13 protein-coding genes and 1 pseudogene are annotated in these 16,849 nt (G+C 74.0%); 5 read left to right on the plus strand and 9 right to left on the minus strand.

Features of this window, described 5'->3' with window-relative positions; translation table 11 throughout:
* Nucleotides 1–44: 44 nt before the first annotated feature.
* Nucleotides 45–1,301, plus strand: a pseudogene (locus tag AC230_RS30865) (MFS transporter); the annotation flags it as partial.
* Nucleotides 1,302–1,316: 15 nt separating this feature from the next.
* Here the strand turns inward: AC230_RS30865 and AC230_RS08035 are convergent.
* The 4 genes from AC230_RS08035 to uvrB form a co-directional block, all read right to left on the minus strand.
* Nucleotides 1,317–2,303, minus strand: coding sequence for a TerC family protein (locus AC230_RS08035; protein WP_049715834.1), 987 nt, complete (start codon nt 2,301–2,303; stop codon nt 1,317–1,319).
* A 156-nt stretch (nt 2,304–2,459) separates the two neighbouring features.
* Nucleotides 2,460–4,391 carry a TerD family protein gene (locus AC230_RS08040; protein ID WP_049715376.1) on the minus strand — a complete coding sequence of 644 codons (1,932 nt, stop codon included), beginning with the start codon at nt 4,389–4,391 and terminating at the stop codon, nt 2,460–2,462.
* Between the two features lie 99 nt (nt 4,392–4,490).
* Nucleotides 4,491–5,069, minus strand: coding sequence for a TerD family protein (locus AC230_RS08045; RefSeq protein ID WP_049715377.1), 579 nt, complete (start codon nt 5,067–5,069; stop codon nt 4,491–4,493).
* Nucleotides 5,070–5,266: 197 nt separating this feature from the next.
* Nucleotides 5,267–7,396 carry an excinuclease ABC subunit UvrB gene (uvrB, locus tag AC230_RS08050; protein ID WP_049715378.1) on the minus strand — a complete coding sequence of 710 codons (2,130 nt, stop codon included), beginning with the start codon at nt 7,394–7,396 and terminating at the stop codon, nt 5,267–5,269.
* A gap of 224 nt (nt 7,397–7,620) precedes the next feature.
* On the opposite strand from uvrB, the gene AC230_RS08055 reads away from it, so the two are divergent.
* Both AC230_RS08055 and AC230_RS08060 read left to right on the plus strand, forming a co-directional pair.
* A complete protein-coding gene (locus AC230_RS08055; RefSeq protein ID WP_049715379.1) occupies nt 7,621–8,571 on the plus strand; it encodes a glycerophosphodiester phosphodiesterase in 951 nt (316 codons plus the stop codon).
* Between the two features lie 54 nt (nt 8,572–8,625).
* Nucleotides 8,626–8,904, plus strand: coding sequence for a DUF6343 family protein (locus AC230_RS08060; RefSeq protein ID WP_277816846.1), 279 nt, complete (start codon nt 8,626–8,628; stop codon nt 8,902–8,904).
* A 45-nt stretch (nt 8,905–8,949) separates the two neighbouring features.
* Here AC230_RS08060 and AC230_RS08065 read toward each other — a convergent pair whose 3' ends face one another.
* The 4 genes from AC230_RS08065 to rpsA form a co-directional block, all read right to left on the minus strand.
* Entirely contained in the window at nt 8,950–9,321 is a 372-nt protein-coding gene (locus AC230_RS08065; RefSeq protein ID WP_049715380.1) for a tetratricopeptide repeat protein, read from the minus strand.
* 82 nt (nt 9,322–9,403) lie between these two features.
* The gene (coaE, locus tag AC230_RS08070) at nt 9,404–10,018 is read right to left on the minus strand and encodes a dephospho-CoA kinase (RefSeq protein WP_049715381.1); all 615 of its coding nucleotides are present in this window, start codon (nt 10,016–10,018) and stop codon (nt 9,404–9,406) included.
* Between the two features lie 25 nt (nt 10,019–10,043).
* On the minus strand, nt 10,044–10,988 hold the full coding sequence (locus AC230_RS08075; RefSeq protein ID WP_049715382.1) for a PAC2 family protein: 945 nt from the start codon (nt 10,986–10,988) through the stop codon (nt 10,044–10,046).
* A gap of 159 nt (nt 10,989–11,147) precedes the next feature.
* Entirely contained in the window at nt 11,148–12,641 is a 1,494-nt protein-coding gene (rpsA, locus tag AC230_RS08080) for a 30S ribosomal protein S1 (protein ID WP_049715383.1), read from the minus strand.
* A 371-nt stretch (nt 12,642–13,012) separates the two neighbouring features.
* On the opposite strand from rpsA, the gene AC230_RS08085 reads away from it, so the two are divergent.
* Together AC230_RS08085 and hrpB are read left to right on the plus strand one after the other, a co-directional pair.
* Nucleotides 13,013–13,828, plus strand: coding sequence for a class I SAM-dependent methyltransferase (locus AC230_RS08085; RefSeq protein ID WP_049715384.1), 816 nt, complete (start codon nt 13,013–13,015; stop codon nt 13,826–13,828).
* 217 nt (nt 13,829–14,045) lie between these two features.
* A complete protein-coding gene (gene hrpB / locus AC230_RS08090) occupies nt 14,046–16,616 on the plus strand; it encodes an ATP-dependent helicase HrpB (protein ID WP_049715385.1) in 2,571 nt (856 codons plus the stop codon).
* Nucleotides 16,617–16,640: 24 nt separating this feature from the next.
* Here hrpB and AC230_RS08095 read toward each other — a convergent pair whose 3' ends face one another.
* Nucleotides 16,641–16,844: a hypothetical protein gene (locus AC230_RS08095; RefSeq protein ID WP_049715386.1), complete on the minus strand. Its 204-nt coding sequence runs from the start codon at nt 16,842–16,844 to the stop codon at nt 16,641–16,643.
* Between the last annotated feature and the right edge of the window lie 5 nt (nt 16,845–16,849).

The following is a 16,849-nucleotide window of genomic DNA, read 5'->3' on the forward strand; positions in this document are numbered from 1 at the left end:
AGCGGGAAGTTGGACGGTACATGCACCATGACCGGCCTCCGGCCATGTTCCGTCTCGCCACCGCCTCCCTCGTCGGGACGGCCATCGAGTTCTACGACTTCTACGCCTACGGCACCGCCGCGGCGCTGGTGCTCGGCCCGCTGTTCTTCCCCACCGTCTCGCCGCTGCTGGGCACGCTCGCGGCGTTCGCCACCTTCGGCGTGGGGTTCGTCGCCCGCCCGGTGGGGTCGGTGCTCTTCGGGCACATCGGCGACCGGCACGGCAGGCGCCCCGTCCTCGTCGCCTCCCTGCTGCTGACCGGGCTGGCCACGGTCGCCGTCGGCCTGGTGCCGGACTACTCCCGGATCGGCCTCGCCGCCCCGCTGCTGCTGCTCGTCCTGCGCTTCCTCCAGGGCCTCGGACTGGGCGGCGAGTGGGGCGGCGCGGTCCTGCTGACCGCCGAACACGCCCCCGCGCACCGCCGCGCCCTGTGGTCGAGCTTCCCCCAGCTCGGCCCGCCGGCCGGCTTCCTGCTGGCCAACGGCATCACCCTGGCGCTCTCCACCGCCCTGACGGACGAGGCGTTCCGCTCGTGGGGCTGGCGGGTGCCGTTCTGGGTCGCGGGCGTCCTCGTCGCGGGCGGGCTGTGGCTGCGGACCCGGATCGGCGAGACACCCGCCTTCCGGGCGCTGGCCCAGGACGAGGCCCGGGCCCGGCTGCCCGTCGCCGAGGTGCTGCGCGACCACTGGCGGCCGGTCCTGCTCACCGCGGGCGGCCTCTCCTGCGGCTACGCCGTCTTCTACACGGTCAGCACCTGGTCGCTGGCCTACGCCACGGAACGGCTCGGCGTCGACCGCACCGTCGTGCTGGGCTGCGTCATGGCCGCCGTGGCCGTCCCGGGCCTGGCCACCGTCCCGCTCGCCCTGCTCGGCGACCGCGTCGGCCGGCGGCCGCTGTGCCTGGCCGGCTGCGCCGCCGTCGCCCTGTGGATGTTCCCGATGGTCGCCCTGCTGCACACCGGGGACGCCGCCCTGATGACCCTCGGCTTCACCGTGGCGACGGCCGCCTTCGGCATCACCTTCGCCGTGGTGGGGGCCTACGTGCCGGAGCTGTACGCACCGCGGGTGCGCTGCACCGGGGCGGCCGTCGGCTACAACCTGGCGGGGATCCTCGGCGGCGCGGTCACGCCGATGGCGGCGACGGCGCTGACCCGGGGCGGGGGGACGCCGTGGGGCGTCGCGGTCCTCCTGGTGGCGATCGCCCTGATGAGCCTGGGCTGCTTCCTGCTGCTGCCGGAGACCCGTCCGGTGCCCGCCGCGGCGGGCACCGGCGCCGGCTCAGACGTCCGCGCCCTGCCGGTCCCGGGCCCCCGCGGCGTCCTCGGCCTTCCGCGCGGCGCGCAGGCTGGTGACCGTGGTGACGGCCAGCACGGCGCAGATGACGCCCAGCGAGACGGGGATGCTGATCTCCGGCACGGACACCCCGCTCTCGTGCAGGGCGTGCAGGACGAGCTTGACGCCGATGAAGCCGAGGATCACCGAGAGCCCGTACGACAGGTGGACCAGCTTCCGCAGCAGGCCGCCTATCAGGAAGTACAGCTGGCGCAGGCCCATGAGGGCGAAGGCGTTGGCCGTGAAGACGATGTACGGGTCCTGGGTGAGCCCGAAGATCGCCGGAATTGAGTCCAGCGCGAACAGCACGTCGGTGGTGCCGATCGCCAGCATGACGATCAGCATCGGGGTCATCAGCCGCTGGCCGTTCCGCACGACGAAGAGCCGGGTGCCGTGGTAGCGGTCGGTGGACGGGAAGCGCCGCTCGACGGCCTTCAGGAAGCGGTTCTCCTCGTACTCCTCCTCCTGCTCGCCGGCGCGCGCCTCCTGGATGAGCTTCCAGGCGGTCCAGATGAGGAAGGCGCCGAAGAGGTAGAAGATCCAGGAGAAGTTGGCGATGATCGCCGCGCCGGCGCCGATGAAGACGGCCCGCAGGACGAGGGCGATCAGCACACCCACCATCAGCACCCGCTGCTGGTAGGCGGCGGGGACCGAGAACTTCGCCATGATCAGGACGAAGACGAAGAGGTTGTCGACGCTCAGCGACTTCTCGGTGATGTAGCCCGCGAAGAACTCGCCGGCCGGCTCGCCGCCGCCGAGGGCGAGCAGGCCGAGGCCGAAGAGCGCCGCGAGGACGACCCAGACCACCGTCCAGGTTCCGGCCTCCTTGAGGGAGACCTCGTGGGGCTTGCGGCCGCCGATGAAGAAGTCGGCGGCCACCAGGGCGCACAGACCGAGGACGGTCAGCAGCCACATCGTCAGGGAGACGTCCAAGGGGTCCTCCGGCACGTCGTACGGCAACTTCCAGCGTCGTCGCTGCCGGAGGCGCGCTCCACCCGGGCGGGCACGGCACGGCCGCCTCCGTACCGAAGACCGTACAGGAAGACCCAAGAAAAGGTAAAGAGAATCCCAAGCCCCCTGCTTGCGGGGTCAGCGGCCGTAGGCCCGCCGTGCCTGCCCGACCTGCCACAGCACCCGGCGGACCACATCGCTCCCCGCGGGGGCCAGCGACGGCTCGTACGTCCATGCGTGGTGCACCCAGGGGTCGGCGAGGTGGTCGTCCGGGACGGGGGTGACGCGCAGGAGGGAGCGCCACAGCGGGTCGAGCAGCGGGCCGAAGCCCCGGGCGTCCTCGCGGTCGGCCACCATCATCAGGTGCACGCCCACGGAGGGGCCCTCGTCCGCCAGGTAGCGGAGCCGGTTGACGGCCCGGTCGTCGAAGCCGTGCGGGAAGTCGTTGACGATCAGCAGCTGTTCGGCGGTGTCGATGTCGGGCGGCAGGGCGTCGGCCGCCCCGCTGCGGACGGCCATCTGCACCAGGTCGACGCGGCGCGTCAGCTCCGTCAGGACGGTGGCGACGCCCTGCGCCCCGGCGGCCGGGGGACGGCTCAGGGCGCCGCACTCCAGCAGCGGGGCGAGGGCGGCGCCGGCCGAGCCGGCGGGGTCGATGACGTGCACGCTGTAGTCGCCGACGGGGTGGACGGCCAGCAGCCGGGCGGCGTGGGCGACCGCGCAGTCCATGGCCAGCCGGCGCAGCTCGGCGGGGTCGGCCCGGCCGGTGCCGGAGCCGGTGGCCCGGCCGCAGTCCACCCACAGCCCGCGCTCCAGCGGCAGCCGCACCAGCATGGGGATGCGCAGCCCCCGGCGCTCGGGCAGGTGCAGGTCGCCCAGGCGCAGGGCGAGGGGCGTCTCCAGGGGTGCCTGGTAGCCGTGCCAGACGGGGCTGTCCCAGCGGGCGAAGGCGGGCGGCAGGGCGTGCTCGACGACCTCGGCCTCGGCGGTGAGCTGGGCGAGGTCGCGGTCGAGGACGGCGCGGGCGCGGTCGACGAGCCCGTCGCGCCGGGCCCGCGCGGCGGCGCGGGCGGCGTCCGCGGCGGGGCCCACGCGGGTGGCCGGGTCGGCGAGGTGGGCGTCGAGCTCCCGCTCCAGGCGGGACTCGGCGAAGCCGACCGCGCTGCGGTAGGCGGCGGCGCTGCGGGCGAGGTCCTCGAACATGCCCCACACCTGGTTGTAGAGGCGCTCCTCCGGTGTCCAGCCCGAGGCGTCGCCCGCGACGGGCCCGGCGGGGGCGCCGTCGCCGGCCGCGGGCGCGGCGGGCGGCGGGGCGGGGACGGGCGGCGGGGGCGGAGTGTGCCGGGCGGGGTGGCGGTAGTCGACGCGGGTGCCGCCGGCCGCGCGGGGCGCGGCGGGGGCCAGGGCCCGGTGGGCCGCCCGGTCCTCGGGCGGCTCCTCCGGCCGTTCACCGGCGGCGGTGTGCCGGCCGCCGCCCGCGCCGCGGTGGGAGGGCCGCGGAGGGGCGAGGACGAAGTCCGCGGCGGGGCTCGCGGCGGCCGCGGCGACCAGGGCGGCGAGCTCGGCGGCGGCCTCCAGCCCCAGGTCGCGGAAGAGGGCGGGGAGGCCGTCCGCGTATCCCTGGCCGACGGCGCGGACCCGCCAGGCCCCCCGCCGGCGGTAGAGCTCCAGGGCGACGAGGGCGGTCTCGGCGTCCAGCCCGGTGACGGTGAAGCCGGCGATCTCCTCCCCCGCGGCGCCGGCCAGCGCCAGGAACGGCGCGGCCGCCGCGCCGAACCGGGCGGGGCCCCGGCCGTCGGGCGGCAGCGCGAGCAGCACGCTGATCCGGTGCACCGCCTCGGGCAGGGCGTCCAGCTCGACGCCCACCCGCCCGGCCTCCGCCGTCCCGGCCACGGTCACGCCGGGCACGCGCGGGGCGCCGGGGTGGACGACGTGCTCCGGCCCGGGCACCCTGCCGTCCGGCCCGCCGAGCGCGGCCGCCACCACCACCGGGCCGCCCGCCGAGACCCTGATCTCCAACCGGCTCGTGGTCAGCGGGTGGTTCTGCCCCCGCACCAGCTCGGCCGTCATGTGCTCTTGCCCCCCTTGTCGTCGTGCGCTGCCCGCCGTGCCCCGGCGCGGCGGGGACCGCGCCCCGCCGCGCCGGGGGCCGTCCCCGTCGCCCGTCCGCTACAGGACGGTGGCGATCACCGGGTAGAGGTCCTGGATGGTCCGTCCGTTGGACGGGAGGCCCAGGGCGGTCATCTGCCAGCCGGCGCCCACCCGGTGCACCTTCGCCATGATCTGCGCCGTGTAGGGCCCGCCCCCGTCGAGGGTGTAACGGGCCAGCTCCTGGCCGGTGGTGTCGTCGATCAGCCGGCAGAAGGCGTTGGACACCTCGGCGAAGGTCTGGCCGCTGAAGGAGTTGACCGTGAAGACGATCTGGTCGATGTGCACGGGCACGCGCTCCAGGTCGACCAGGATCGTCTCGTCGTCGCCGCCGGTGCCCGCGCCGCCCACCAGGTTGTCCCCGGTGTGCCGCACCGAACCGTCGTTGCTCACCAGGTGGTTGAACCAGACGTCGTCGATCGGCTGTCCGTCGGCGTACAGCACGGCCGAGGCGTCGAGGTCGATCTCCTTGGTGCGCGACCGGAACAGTCCCCGGCGGGGGGCCGACTTCCAGCCGAGCCCCATCCGCACCGCGGACAGGGATCCCCCGTCGGCCTTCTGCAGACTGACGCCCTGCCCCTTGGACAAGTTGACGCTCACGCGCGGTCCCTTCTCGTTCGTGACTCTCCCCCGTGCCGCGCGATCACGCGGCATCCGGGACCGACCCTATGCATTCGCACGACCGCCCGCCTCGCCGAGTGCGGTTTGTGGCGGTCTTGCAACATCCCTCCCGGTCATCTTTGGGCAAAGGACGGCCCGTTGGGCCGGCCCGCCCCACCGGCGCCGCGGAGGACCCGTCAGGCCAGGCCCGCCTCCCTCATCTGCCGCAGCTCCTTCTTGAGTTCGCCCACCTCGTCCCGCAGCCGGGCGGCGATCTCGAACTGGAGCTCCGCGGCCGCGGCCCGCATCCGGTCCGTCATCTCCTCGATCATCTCGGCGAGTTCGGCGGCGGGCCGGTCCGTCGGCACGGTCTGCCGGGCCCTGGCGGCCTTCTTGCCGCCCTTGCCCCCGGCGGGTGCCGTGGGCACCGGCGCCTTCGCCTTGCCCTTGTCCGCCCGCCGGTAGCCCGTGCCCAGCAGCTCCTCGGTGTCGATCTCCTCGCGGGCGAGGGTGGCGACGATGTCACCGATCTTCTTGCGCAGGGGCTGCGGGTCGATGCCCCGCTCCTTGTTGTACGCGATCTGCTTCTCGCGGCGCCGGTTGGTCTCCTCGATCGCCTTCTCCATCGCGGGCGTGATCTTGTCCGCGTACATATGGACCTGGCCCGAGACGTTGCGCGCCGCACGGCCGATGGTCTGGATCAGGGAGGTGCCGGACCGGAGGAAGCCCTCCTTGTCCGCGTCGAGGATCGCCACCAGGGACACCTCGGGCAGGTCGAGGCCCTCGCGCAGCAGGTTGATGCCGACCAGGACGTCGTACTCGCCCGCGCGCAGCTCGCGCAGCAGCTCCACGCGGCGCAGCGTGTCCACGTCGCTGTGCAGGTAGCGGACCTGGATGCCCAGCTCCAGGAAGTAGTCCGTGAGATCCTCGGCCATCTTCTTGGTGAGGGTGGTGACGAGGACGCGCTCGTCCTTCTCGGTGCGCTCGCGGATCTCGTGCACCAGATCGTCGATCTGCCCCTCGGTGGGCTTGACGACGACCTCCGGATCCACCAGGCCGGTGGGCCGGATGATCTGCTCGACGAAGCCGTCGGAGCGGGAGAGCTCGTACGGCCCCGGCGTCGCCGACAGGTAGACCGTCTGCCCGATGCGCTCGGTGAACTCCTCCCACTTCAACGGGCGGTTGTCCAGCGCGGACGGCAGCCGGAAGCCGTGCTCGACCAGGGTGCGCTTGCGGGAGGCGTCGCCCTCGTACATCGCGCCGATCTGCGGGACCGTGACGTGCGACTCGTCGATGACGAGGAGGAAGTCCTCCGGGAAGAAGTCGAGCAGGGTGTTGGGCGGGGAGCCGGGCTCGCGGTCGTCCATGTGCAGCGAGTAGTTCTCGATGCCGGAGCAGGAGCCGATCTGGCGCATCATCTCGATGTCGTAGGTGGTGCGCATGCGCAGCCGCTGGGCCTCCAGCAGCTTGCCCTGCTTCTCCAGCTTCGCCAGCTGCTGCTCCAGCTCGGCCTCGATCCCCGCGACGGCCTTCTCCATCCGCTCGGGACCGGCGACGTAGTGGCTGGCCGGGAAGACGTACAGCTCCTCGTCGTCGGAGATGACCTCGCCGGTGAGCGGGTGCAGCGTGGACAGCGCCTCGATCTCGTCGCCGAACATCTCGATGCGCACGGCCAGTTCCTCGTAGACCGGGAAGATCTCGATGGTGTCGCCGCGGACGCGGAAGGTGCCGCGGGTGAACGACAGGTCGTTGCGCGTGTACTGGATCTCGACGAAGCGGCGCAGCAGCTCGTCCCGGTCGATCTCCTCGCCGACCTTGAGGGGCACCATGCGGTCCACGTACTCCTGCGGGGTGCCCAGGCCGTAGATGCAGGACACGGAGGCCACCACGACGACGTCGCGGCGGGTGAGCAGGGAGTTGGTGGCGGAGTGGCGCAGCCGCTCCACCTCCTCGTTGATCGAGGAGTCCTTCTCGATGTAGGTGTCCGACTGCGGGACGTACGCCTCGGGCTGGTAGTAGTCGTAGTACGAGACGAAGTACTCGACGGCGTTGTTCGGCAGGAGCTCGCGGAACTCGTTGGCGAGCTGGGCCGCCAGGGTCTTGTTGGGCGCCATGACGAGCGTCGGCCGCTGGAGCTTCTCGATCATCCACGCCGTGGTCGCCGACTTGCCGGTGCCGGTCGCGCCGAGCAGCACCACGTCCTTCTCCCCCGCGCGGATGCGCTTCTCCAGCTCCGCGATGGCCGTCGGCTGGTCACCGCTGGGCTGGTAGGGGCTGACGACCTCGAAGGGCGCCACCTTGCGTTCGATCTTGGAAACGGGCCGCATGGGACCACCGTACGACCTGCCACTGACAAAGACCGTTCCACCGGCTCTCACCTGGGGTTTCCCCGGTGAACGGGCGGTGGGCGCCCGGCGAACGGCATGGGGCGGATCGCGCTTTCCCCCTGCGCCCGCCCCGGCTTTCGGGTACGACTGTGCCGTACGCCGTCACCGCCGTACCCCATGGACCGGGCCGCCGTGCCCGGTGCCCGGACGCCGCGAGGAGCCGCATGCGCATCCGCCCCGCCTCCCCCCTGCCCCGTGCCCTCGTCGCCCTGGCCGCGGCCGCCCCGCTCGCGCTGGGCCTCGCCACCGGGCCCGCCGAGGCCTCCTCCCCCGCCATGGCACGGCCGCACACGCCCTACGCCATCGGCCACCGCGGGGTGCCCGTCCAGGCGCCCGAGAACACCCTCGCCTCCATCGACAGAGCCGCCCGCCTGGGCATCGGATGGGTGGAGAACGACGTCCAGCGCACCAAGGACGGCGCGCTCGTCGTCATCCACGACACCACCCTCACCCGGACCACCGACGTGCGGAAGCGCTTCCCGGACCGGGCGCCCTGGCGCGTCGGCGACTTCACCCTCGCCGAGATCCGCAAGCTCGACGCCGGGAGCTGGTTCGGCCACCGCTTCGCCGGCGAGAAGGTGCCCACCCTCGACCGCTACCTGCGCCGGGTCGACCACAACCGGCAGCGCCTGCTGCTGGAGATCAAGGCGCCCGAGCTCTACCCCGGCGTCGAACGGCAGATCGCCGACACGCTGCGCCGCACCGGCTGGCTCGACCGGCGGCACGTCGGCGGCCGGCTGGTGGTCCAGAGCTTCAGCGCGCCGTCGCTGAAGGCCTTCCACGCCCTGCGCCCGGAGGTGAGGACCGGCTTCCTGGGCGCCCCGCGCGCCACCGACCTGCCCCGCTACGCCGCCTTCGCCGACCAGATCAACCCCGACCACACCAAGGTCACCGCGGACTGGGTCCGCAAGGTCCACGGTCTGACCGGCCCGCACGGCCGGCGGCTGGAGATCTCGGCGTGGACCGTGGACGACCCCCGCCGGGCGGTCGCGCTCGCCCGCATGGGGGTGGACGCGATCATCAGCAACGCGGCGCACGTCGTCGCCGGCGCGCTGGCGGACGACGCCGACGAGGACGCCGACGCCGTGCCGGCGCCGGCCGACGCCCTCGGCTGACCGGTGCGGCCCTCCCCCTTCCGGGTGGACCCTGGGAGGAGGAGGTGGTGCACCGTGCAGCGTTCGGGCAACGAGCCCATGACCGCGCGCAGCCCGCTCCGTCTGCGGTGCGGGCTCGCCGTCTTCGGCCTGGTCGTCTCCGCCGGGGGTGCGTGGCTGTTCGCCGCGTCCGGGCACCCCGGCTGGGCCGCGGCCTTCGCGGTCCTCGCCCTGATCACCGTCGTGGACCTCGCCTTGATCATCCGCCACATCCGCCAGGGCCCGCACTGGCAGCCGGGGCGGGACGTTCCGCCGTACGAGCCGCTCGACGAACGGGGGCGGCGAGGGCCGTGATGTGGAGGGTGTGTGCCCCGGTCCCTCCCCCGGAGGGGGCACCCCTCACCCACCCACCTCCCCGAACCGCGCCGCCGCGACGAAATCCGGCCGGGGATCGAGCGCCGCCGCGAGCCGGAAGTACCGCAGCGCCTCCCCCGCCCGCCCCGCCCGCACCAACGTGCGCCCGAGCGCGAAATGAGCGAAGGCGTTGTCCGGTTCGCGCTCCAGCACATGCCGGAACTCCCCCTCCGCCCGCCGCAGTTGAGCGGAAGCGAAATACGCCCGGGCCCGCAGCAGACGGGCCGCCGTGTTCCCGGGGTGGGACGAGATCACCGAGTCGAGGAGCTTGACCGCGCCGCGCGGATCCCGCGCGTCCAGCAGCCGTTCGGCCGTCCGGAAGTCGATGACGTGGGTCTCGGGCGTCGGCTCGGGCACGAGTGCGGTCCTTCCCTGTGGCTGCCGGGACACCGGGGCGAAGGGCCCCGGACGGGGGGAGGCAACGCCCCGGACGCAAGCCCTATTCCCGGCCGCTTCCCCCCGCCGCCCGGGCCCGCAGCCGGGCCCAGACCTCGTCCACCCGGGCGGCCAGCTCCTCGACCGGGCCGTCGTTGGGGATCACCTCGTCGGCCACCGCCAGCCGCCGCTCGCGCGTGGCCTGCGCCGCCATCCGGGCGCGGGCCTCCTCCTCGGCCATGCCGCGCAGCCGCACCAGCCGGTCGAGCCGGGTCTCCTCGCTCGCGTCGACCACGAGCACCACGTCGTAGAGCGGCGCGAGGCCGTTCTCGGCGAGGAGCGGCACGTCGTGGACGACGATCGCGTCCGGCGGCGCGGCGGCCTGGAGCTCGGCCGAGCGGGCCCGCACCAGCGGGTGCACGATCGCGTTCAGCGCCGCGAGCCGCTCCTCGTCGGCGAAGACGAGCGCCCCCAGCGCGGGCCGGTCCAGCGAGCCGTCCGGCGCGAGCACGCCGGAGCCGAACTCGCCGACGACCGCCGCCAGTCCGGGCGTGCCCGGCGCGACGACCTCCCGCGCGATCCGGTCGGAATCGATGATCACCGCGCCGTGCGCGGCGAGCAGCCGCGACACCTCGCTCTTGCCGGCGCCGATCCCGCCGGTGAGGCCCACCGTCAACATGGGCCCCACGCTACCGTCGTGACGCTCAGCGCCCGCCGTCGCCCTCGCGGTCGGCGAGGAACCGCTCGAACTGGGCGCCCAGTTCCTCGGCGGAGGGCAGCTCCACCGGCTCGGCGACCAGGTTGCCGCGGGTCTCGGCCCCGGCCACCGCGTCGTACTGGTGCTCAAGCCCGCGGACCAGGGACACCAACTCCTCGTCCCCCTCCCCGATCTGCCGCTCGATCTCCTCCTGCGTCCGCAGCGCCTGGTTGCGCAGCGCGTGCGCGGTGTCGGGCAGGACGAGCCCGGTCGCGGAGGTGATCGCCTCCAGGACGGTCAGGGCGGCGTCGGGGTACGAGGAGCGCGCCACGTAGTGCGGGACGTGGCCGGTGATACCGAGCACGTCGTGGCCCGCCTGGGCGAGCCGCAGCTCGACGAGCGCCTCGGCGCTGCCGGGCACCTGCGCCTCGTCGAAGTGGCTGCGGTGACCCGGCACGAGGTCCGTGCGGTTGCCGTGCGCGGTGATGCCGACGGGGCGGGTGTGCGGAACGCCCATGGGAATGCCGTTGAAGTTGACCGAAAGCCGCACCCTCAGCCGCTCCACGATCTGGCGCACGGCGGCGGCGAACCGCTCCCACTCCACGTCCGGTTCGGGCCCGGAGAGCAGGAGGAACGGCGCGCCGGTGGCGTCCTGGACCAGGCGCAGTTCGAGCCGGGGCGCCTCGAAGGCGCTCCAGTGGTCGCGCTCGAAGGTCAGGACGGGGCGGCGCGCCCGGTAGTCGACCAGCCGGTCGTGGTCGAAACGGGCCACGACCTGGTGCGGCAGCCCGTCGAGGAGCCGCTCGACGATCTGGTCCCCCGTCTCACCGGCGTCGATGTACCCGTCGAAGTGGTAGAGCATGACCAGCCCGGCGCTGTCCTGGGCGAGGGCCAGGTCGGCCACGGCGAGCCCCTGGGGCTCCCATTCGTACAAACCCTGCGGATCCATCACGGTGACCGTTCCTCCTCATGTTCCGTGAGGGAGAACGTTCTTGACGCCCCGGGGAATTCCCGCTCCGCGCCGGGGAGGCGCCCGGACAGGCGGAAGGCCCGCTCCCCCCGAGGGGGAGCGGGCCTTCGCCGTCAGCGGTCACCCGCGGTGGTCGGAGCCTCAGCTCTGGCCGCCGGCGAGCTTCTCGCGGAGGGCGGCCAGCGCCTCGTCCGACGCCAGGGCGCCGGAGGTGTCGGCCGACTCGGAGGAGTACGAGCCACCGGCCGGAGCGGCCTGCTGGGCGGCCTGGTCGCCGGCGGCGGCAGCCTCGGCGTCCGCCTCGCGGGACTTGATGACCTGCGCCTGGTGCTGCTCGAAGCGCTGCTGCGCCTCGGCGTACTGGCGCTCCCACTCCTCGCGCTGCTTCTCGTAGCCCGGCAGCCAGTCGTTGGCCTCGGGGTCGAAGCCCTCGGGGTAGATGTAGTTGCCCTGGTCGTCGTAGGACGCGGCCATGCCGTACAGGGTCGGGTCGAACTCGACCACGGACGGGTCGGCACCGAAGGACTCGTTGGCCTGCTTCAGCGAGAGGCTGATGCGGCGGCGCTCGAGGTCGATGTCGATGACCTTGACGAAGATCTCGTCGTTGACCTGGACGACCTGCTCCGGGATCTCCACGTGGCGCTCGGCCAGCTCGGAGATGTGGACCAGGCCCTCGATGCCCTCGTCGACGCGGACGAACGCGCCGAACGGAACGAGCTTGGTGACCTTACCCGGGACGACCTGGCCGATCTGGTGGGTCCGGGCGAACTGCTGCCACGGGTCCTCCTGGGTCGCCTTGAGCGACAGGGAGACGCGCTCGCGGTCCATGTCGACGTCCAGGACCTCGACCGTGACCTCCTGGCCGACCTCGACGACCTCGGACGGGTGGTCGATGTGCTTCCAGGACAGCTCGGAGACGTGGACGAGACCGTCGACGCCGCCCAGGTCCACGAAGGCACCGAAGTTGACGATGGAGGAGACGACGCCGGAGCGCACCTGGCCCTTCTGGAGGGTGGTGAGGAAGGTCTGGCGGACCTCGCTCTGGGTCTGCTCCAGCCAGGCGCGGCGGGACAGGACCACGTTGTTGCGGTTCTTGTCCAGCTCGATGATCTTCGCCTCGAGCTCCTTGCCCACGTAGGGCTGGAGGTCGCGGACGCGACGCATCTCGACCAGCGAGGCCGGGAGGAAGCCGCGGAGGCCGATGTCGAGGATGAGACCACCCTTGACGACCTCGATGACGGTACCGGTGACGATGCCGTCCTCTTCCTTGATCTTCTCGATCGTGCCCCAGGCGCGCTCGTACTGGGCGCGCTTCTTGGACAGGATCAGGCGGCCTTCCTTGTCCTCCTTCTGGAGAACGAGGGCCTCGACCTGGTCACCGACGGAGACGACCTCGTTGGGGTCGACGTCGTGCTTGATCGAGAGCTCGCGGGAGGGGATGACACCCTCGGTCTTGTAACCGATGTCGAGCAGGACCTCGTCCCGGTCGACCTTCACGATGACGCCGTCGACGATGTCGCCGTCGTTGAAGTACTTGATCGTCTCGTCGATCGCGGCGAGGAAGGCTTCCTCGTTACCGATGTCGTTGACCGCAACCTGCGGGGTGGTGGCGGTGGTCTCGGTGCTGCTCGTCATGTGGGAAAGGGCTCCGGTACGGACATTGAGTCGTAGGTACTGCTACGCCGAGAGCCCGTATATCGCACCGCCGAAGCCGGACAGCCTTGGAGGCGCTCTCCGGATCGCTCCGGTAGCGCCTCGACAACCGAGGGGACATGCAACAAGTGCGAAAGCGGCCTGCTCGGTCCGAGGCGCGCAGGCCCGCAGCGCAACTTGTAGCATACGGGGACGGCCGGACACGGTCAATGCGCGAAGGCGCACAGCAGGGACAAAACCCACCGAATCCGGCGCAACTCACCTTGCAGGACGCGGGAAACGCCCCTCGAAGTCCTCGGACGGCCGGATACTCTACCCACTTTTCCAGCCGGCCAGGGATCGCGACCACCCAGATGACGCCAGAATCCACCGAAGAGCACGAGCCCGAGGCGGTCCGCAGGACCACCGGCGCCACCGAGAGCAGCCGGGCCAGCCGCGGCTGGTGGGACCGCAACGCCGACGAGTACCAGAGCGAACACGGCGCGTTCCTCGGCGACGACCGCTTCGTCTGGGGCCCTGAGGGCCTGGACGAGGCGGAGGCGGGGCTGCTCGGCCGCCCCCTGGCCGGGCTGGACGTGCTGGAGATCGGAGCCGGCGCGGCCCAGTGCTCGCGCTGGCTGGCCGCCCAGGGGGCCCGGCCGGTCGCCCTGGACCTCTCGCACCGGCAGCTCCAGCACGCGCTGCGGATCGGCGGGGACGTCCCCCTGGTCGAGGCCGACGCCGGGGCCCTCCCCTTCGCGGCCGGCTCCTTCGACCTGGCCTGCTCGGCGTACGGGGCGCTGCCCTTCGTCGCCGACCCGGTGCGGGTGATGCGCGAGGTGCACCGGGTGCTGCGGCCCGGGGGGCGCTGGGTCTTCTCCGTCACCCACCCGATCCGCTGGGCCTTCCCCGACGAGCCCGGGCCCGAGGGCCTCTCCGTCGCCGCCTCCTACTTCGACCGCACGCCCTACGTCGAGCAGGACGAGGCGGGGCGGGCCGTGTACGTCGAGCACCACCGCACGCTGGGGGATCGCGTGCGCGACGTCGTCGCCGGGGGTTTCCGGCTCCTCGACCTCGTCGAGCCGGAGTGGCCGGACTGGAACACGCAGGAGTGGGGCGGCTGGTCGCCCCTGCGCGGCCACTTGATCCCGGGCACGGCGATCTTCGTCTGCGAGCGCGACCAGGGCTGAGGGGGCAGGGCTGAGGGGGGATGTGCCCCCGACCCGCCCTTTCACCGTTTCTGGCGCGCTGCCGCGCGGGGCAACGCGGCTTCGCCACGTTAGTCCCCAAACGCCGGACGGGCTGATTCAGCCCGTCCGGCGTTTGAGGACACCCGCGGCGGAGCCGCACCAGAAACGGTGAAAGGGCGGGTCGGGGGCGCCTCTCCCCCTCAGCGACACTGTCCCGGTGACCCGCACCACCGACGTCCTCACCCACCTCCCCGTCCACACCGCCCTCCCCCACCTCACCCGCGCCCTCGACAGCCACGGCGCAGCCGTCCTCTGCGCCCCGCCCGGCACGGGCAAGACCACCCTGGTCCCCCTGGCCCTGGCAGGGCTGGCAGGGCCAGCGGGACCAGAGGGAGGAGCGGAGATCGACGAGGCCGCGCCCCGGCGCGTCCTCGTCGCCGAACCCCGCCGCATCGCCGCCCGCGCCGCAGCCCGCCGCATGGCCTGGCTGCTGGGCGAGCAACCGGGCGTGCGCGTCGGCTTCACGGTGCGCGGGGAGCGGAAGGCCGGCCCCCGGACGGTGGTCGAGGTGGTCACCACCGGTGTCCTGCTCCAGCGCCTCCAGCACGACCAGGAGCTGGCCGGAGTCGACGTCGTCGTCCTCGACGAGTGCCACGAGCGGCACCTGGACGCGGACACCGCGGCCGCCTTCCTGCTCGACGTCCGGGCGGCCCTGCGCCCGGACCTGCGCCTGGTGGCCGCGTCGGCGACGACGGACGCCGAGGGCTGGGCCCGGCTGCTGGGCGACGCCCCGGTGGTGACGGCGGAGGGCACGGCGCACCCCGTGGAGGTCGTGTGGGCGCCCCCGCCGCGCGCCGTGCGCCCCCCGCACGGCCTGCGGGTGGACCCGGCGCTGCTGGACCACGTGGCGGCCGTGGTGCGGCGGGCGCTGCGCGAGCGCGAGGGCGACGTGCTGTGCTTCCTGCCGGGGGTCGGCGAGATCGGCCGGGTGGCCGGGCTGCTGGGCGGGGAGGAACGGCTGGGGGCGGAGGTGCTCCAGGTGCACGGCCGGGCCCCGGCCGCCGTCCAGGAGGCGGTGCTGGCCGGCAGCCCGGAGGGCACCCGCCGGGTGGTGCTGGCGACCTCGGTGGCGGAGTCGAGCCTGACCGTGCCGGGGGTGCGTGTCGTCGTGGACGCCGGTCTGGCGCGCGAGCCGCGCACGGACCACGCCCGCGGGCTGAGCGCCCTGACGACCGTCCGGGCGTCCCGGGCGGCCGGCCGGCAGCGGGCCGGCCGGGCGGGCCGTGAGGCCCCGGGGACGGTCTACCGCTGCTGGGCGGAGGGCGACGACGCCCGGCTGCCGGCGTTCCCGGCGGCGGAGATCACGGTCGCGGACCTGACGGCGTTCGCCCTGCAGGCGGCCTGCTGGGGCGACCCCGACGCGAGCGGCCTGGCGCTGCTCGATCCCCCGCCCTCCGGCGCGATGGCCGCGGCCCGCGCCGCGCTGACCGCCACGGGCGCCGTGGACGGTGCGGGCCGCCCGACCGGCCGGGGCCGGCGGATGGCCCGGCTCGGCGTGCACCCCCGCCTCGCACGGGCCCTGCTGGACGGCGCCCCGCGGCTGGGCGCGCGGCGCACGGCCGAGGTGGTGGCGCTGCTGAGCGAGGAGCCGCCCCGGGAGTACGGCGACGACCTGGCCGCCGCGTGGCGGGCCGCGCGCCGGGGCGCGGACGCGTACGGGGCGCGCTGGCGTGCGGAGGCGCGCCGGCTGGAGGGCGCCCTGCGCGGGGTCGCGGAGGACGGTCCGTGCGGCGGCGAACCGCTGGGCGACGACGCCGCCGCGGGCCTGGTCGCGGCGCTGGCCTTCCCCGAACGGGTGGCGTGCGCGCGTGGCGGGGCGTCGTACCTGATGGTGTCCGGGACGGGCGCCGAGCTGGGCGACGGTTCGCGCCTGCGCGGCATGCCGTGGCTCGCCGTGGCCGTCGCCGACCGGCCGGTCGCCGCGGCGTCGGCCCGGGTCCGGCTGGGCGCGGTGATCGACGAGGGGACGGCCCGGGAGACGGCCGGGGCGCTGCTCGCCGAGGACGAGGAGGTGCGCTGGTCCCCGGAGCGCCGGGACGTGGTGGCCCGCCGGGTGACGCGGCTGGGCGCCGTCGAGCTGGCCTCGGCCCGGCTCGCCGCCCCGGACCGGGCCCGGCTGCGGGCGGCGCTGCGGGAGGGGCTGGTGGCGGAGGGCCCGGGGCTGCTGCGCTGGAGCGCGGAGCCCACCGGACTGCGGCGGCGCCTGGCGTTCCTCCACCGCGAGCTGGGCGATCCCTGGCCGGACGTCTCGGACGCCGCGCTGCTGGAGCGGGCGGACGAGTGGCTGGGCCCGGAGCTCGACGCGGCGCGCGGGCGCGCGGATCTGGAGCGCGCGGACGTACGCGCCTGTCTGGAGCGCCTGTTGCCGTGGGCGACGGGCGACGCCGCCCGGCTGGGCGAGCTGGCGCCGGAGCGGATCGAGGTGCCCAGCGGCTCGCGGATCCGGGTGGAGTACGGCGACGGGCAGCCCGTGCTGGCCGTCAAGCTCCAGGAGCTCTTCGGTCTCCAGGACACGCCGCGGCTCGCGGGCGGGCGGGTGCCCGTCCTGGTGCACCTGCTCTCACCGGCGGGACGCCCGGCGGCCGTCACGGCCGACCTGGCGTCCTTCTGGCGGGAGGGCTACCGGGCCGTACGGGCCGAGCTGCGCGGCCGCTACCCGCGCCACCCGTGGCCGGAGGACCCCGTTGCGGCCGAGCCCACCCGGCGCACCAACACCCGCCGCCGGTGAGGGAGTCGCTCCCGCCGGGGAGGTTCAGGGGAGGTAGCGCTCGAGTGCCGCCGCCCCCTTCTCCTCGATGTGCCGGCGGGCCGCCTCGACCCGCTCCGGGGTGATGTCGTGGCCGGAGGCCAGGACGAGGTCCTCCGGGTCGAAGGGCCGCTCGGCGCCGGTGTACAGCCGGCTCGGCCCGGACGCGGTGGACCGCTCGGTGGATCCGTCCTCGGGACTCTCCTTCACGGCGA

It is taken from the genome of Streptomyces caatingaensis, assembly GCF_001187435.1.
GTDB classification, from domain to species: Bacteria; Actinomycetota; Actinomycetes; order Streptomycetales; family Streptomycetaceae; genus Streptomyces; species Streptomyces caatingaensis.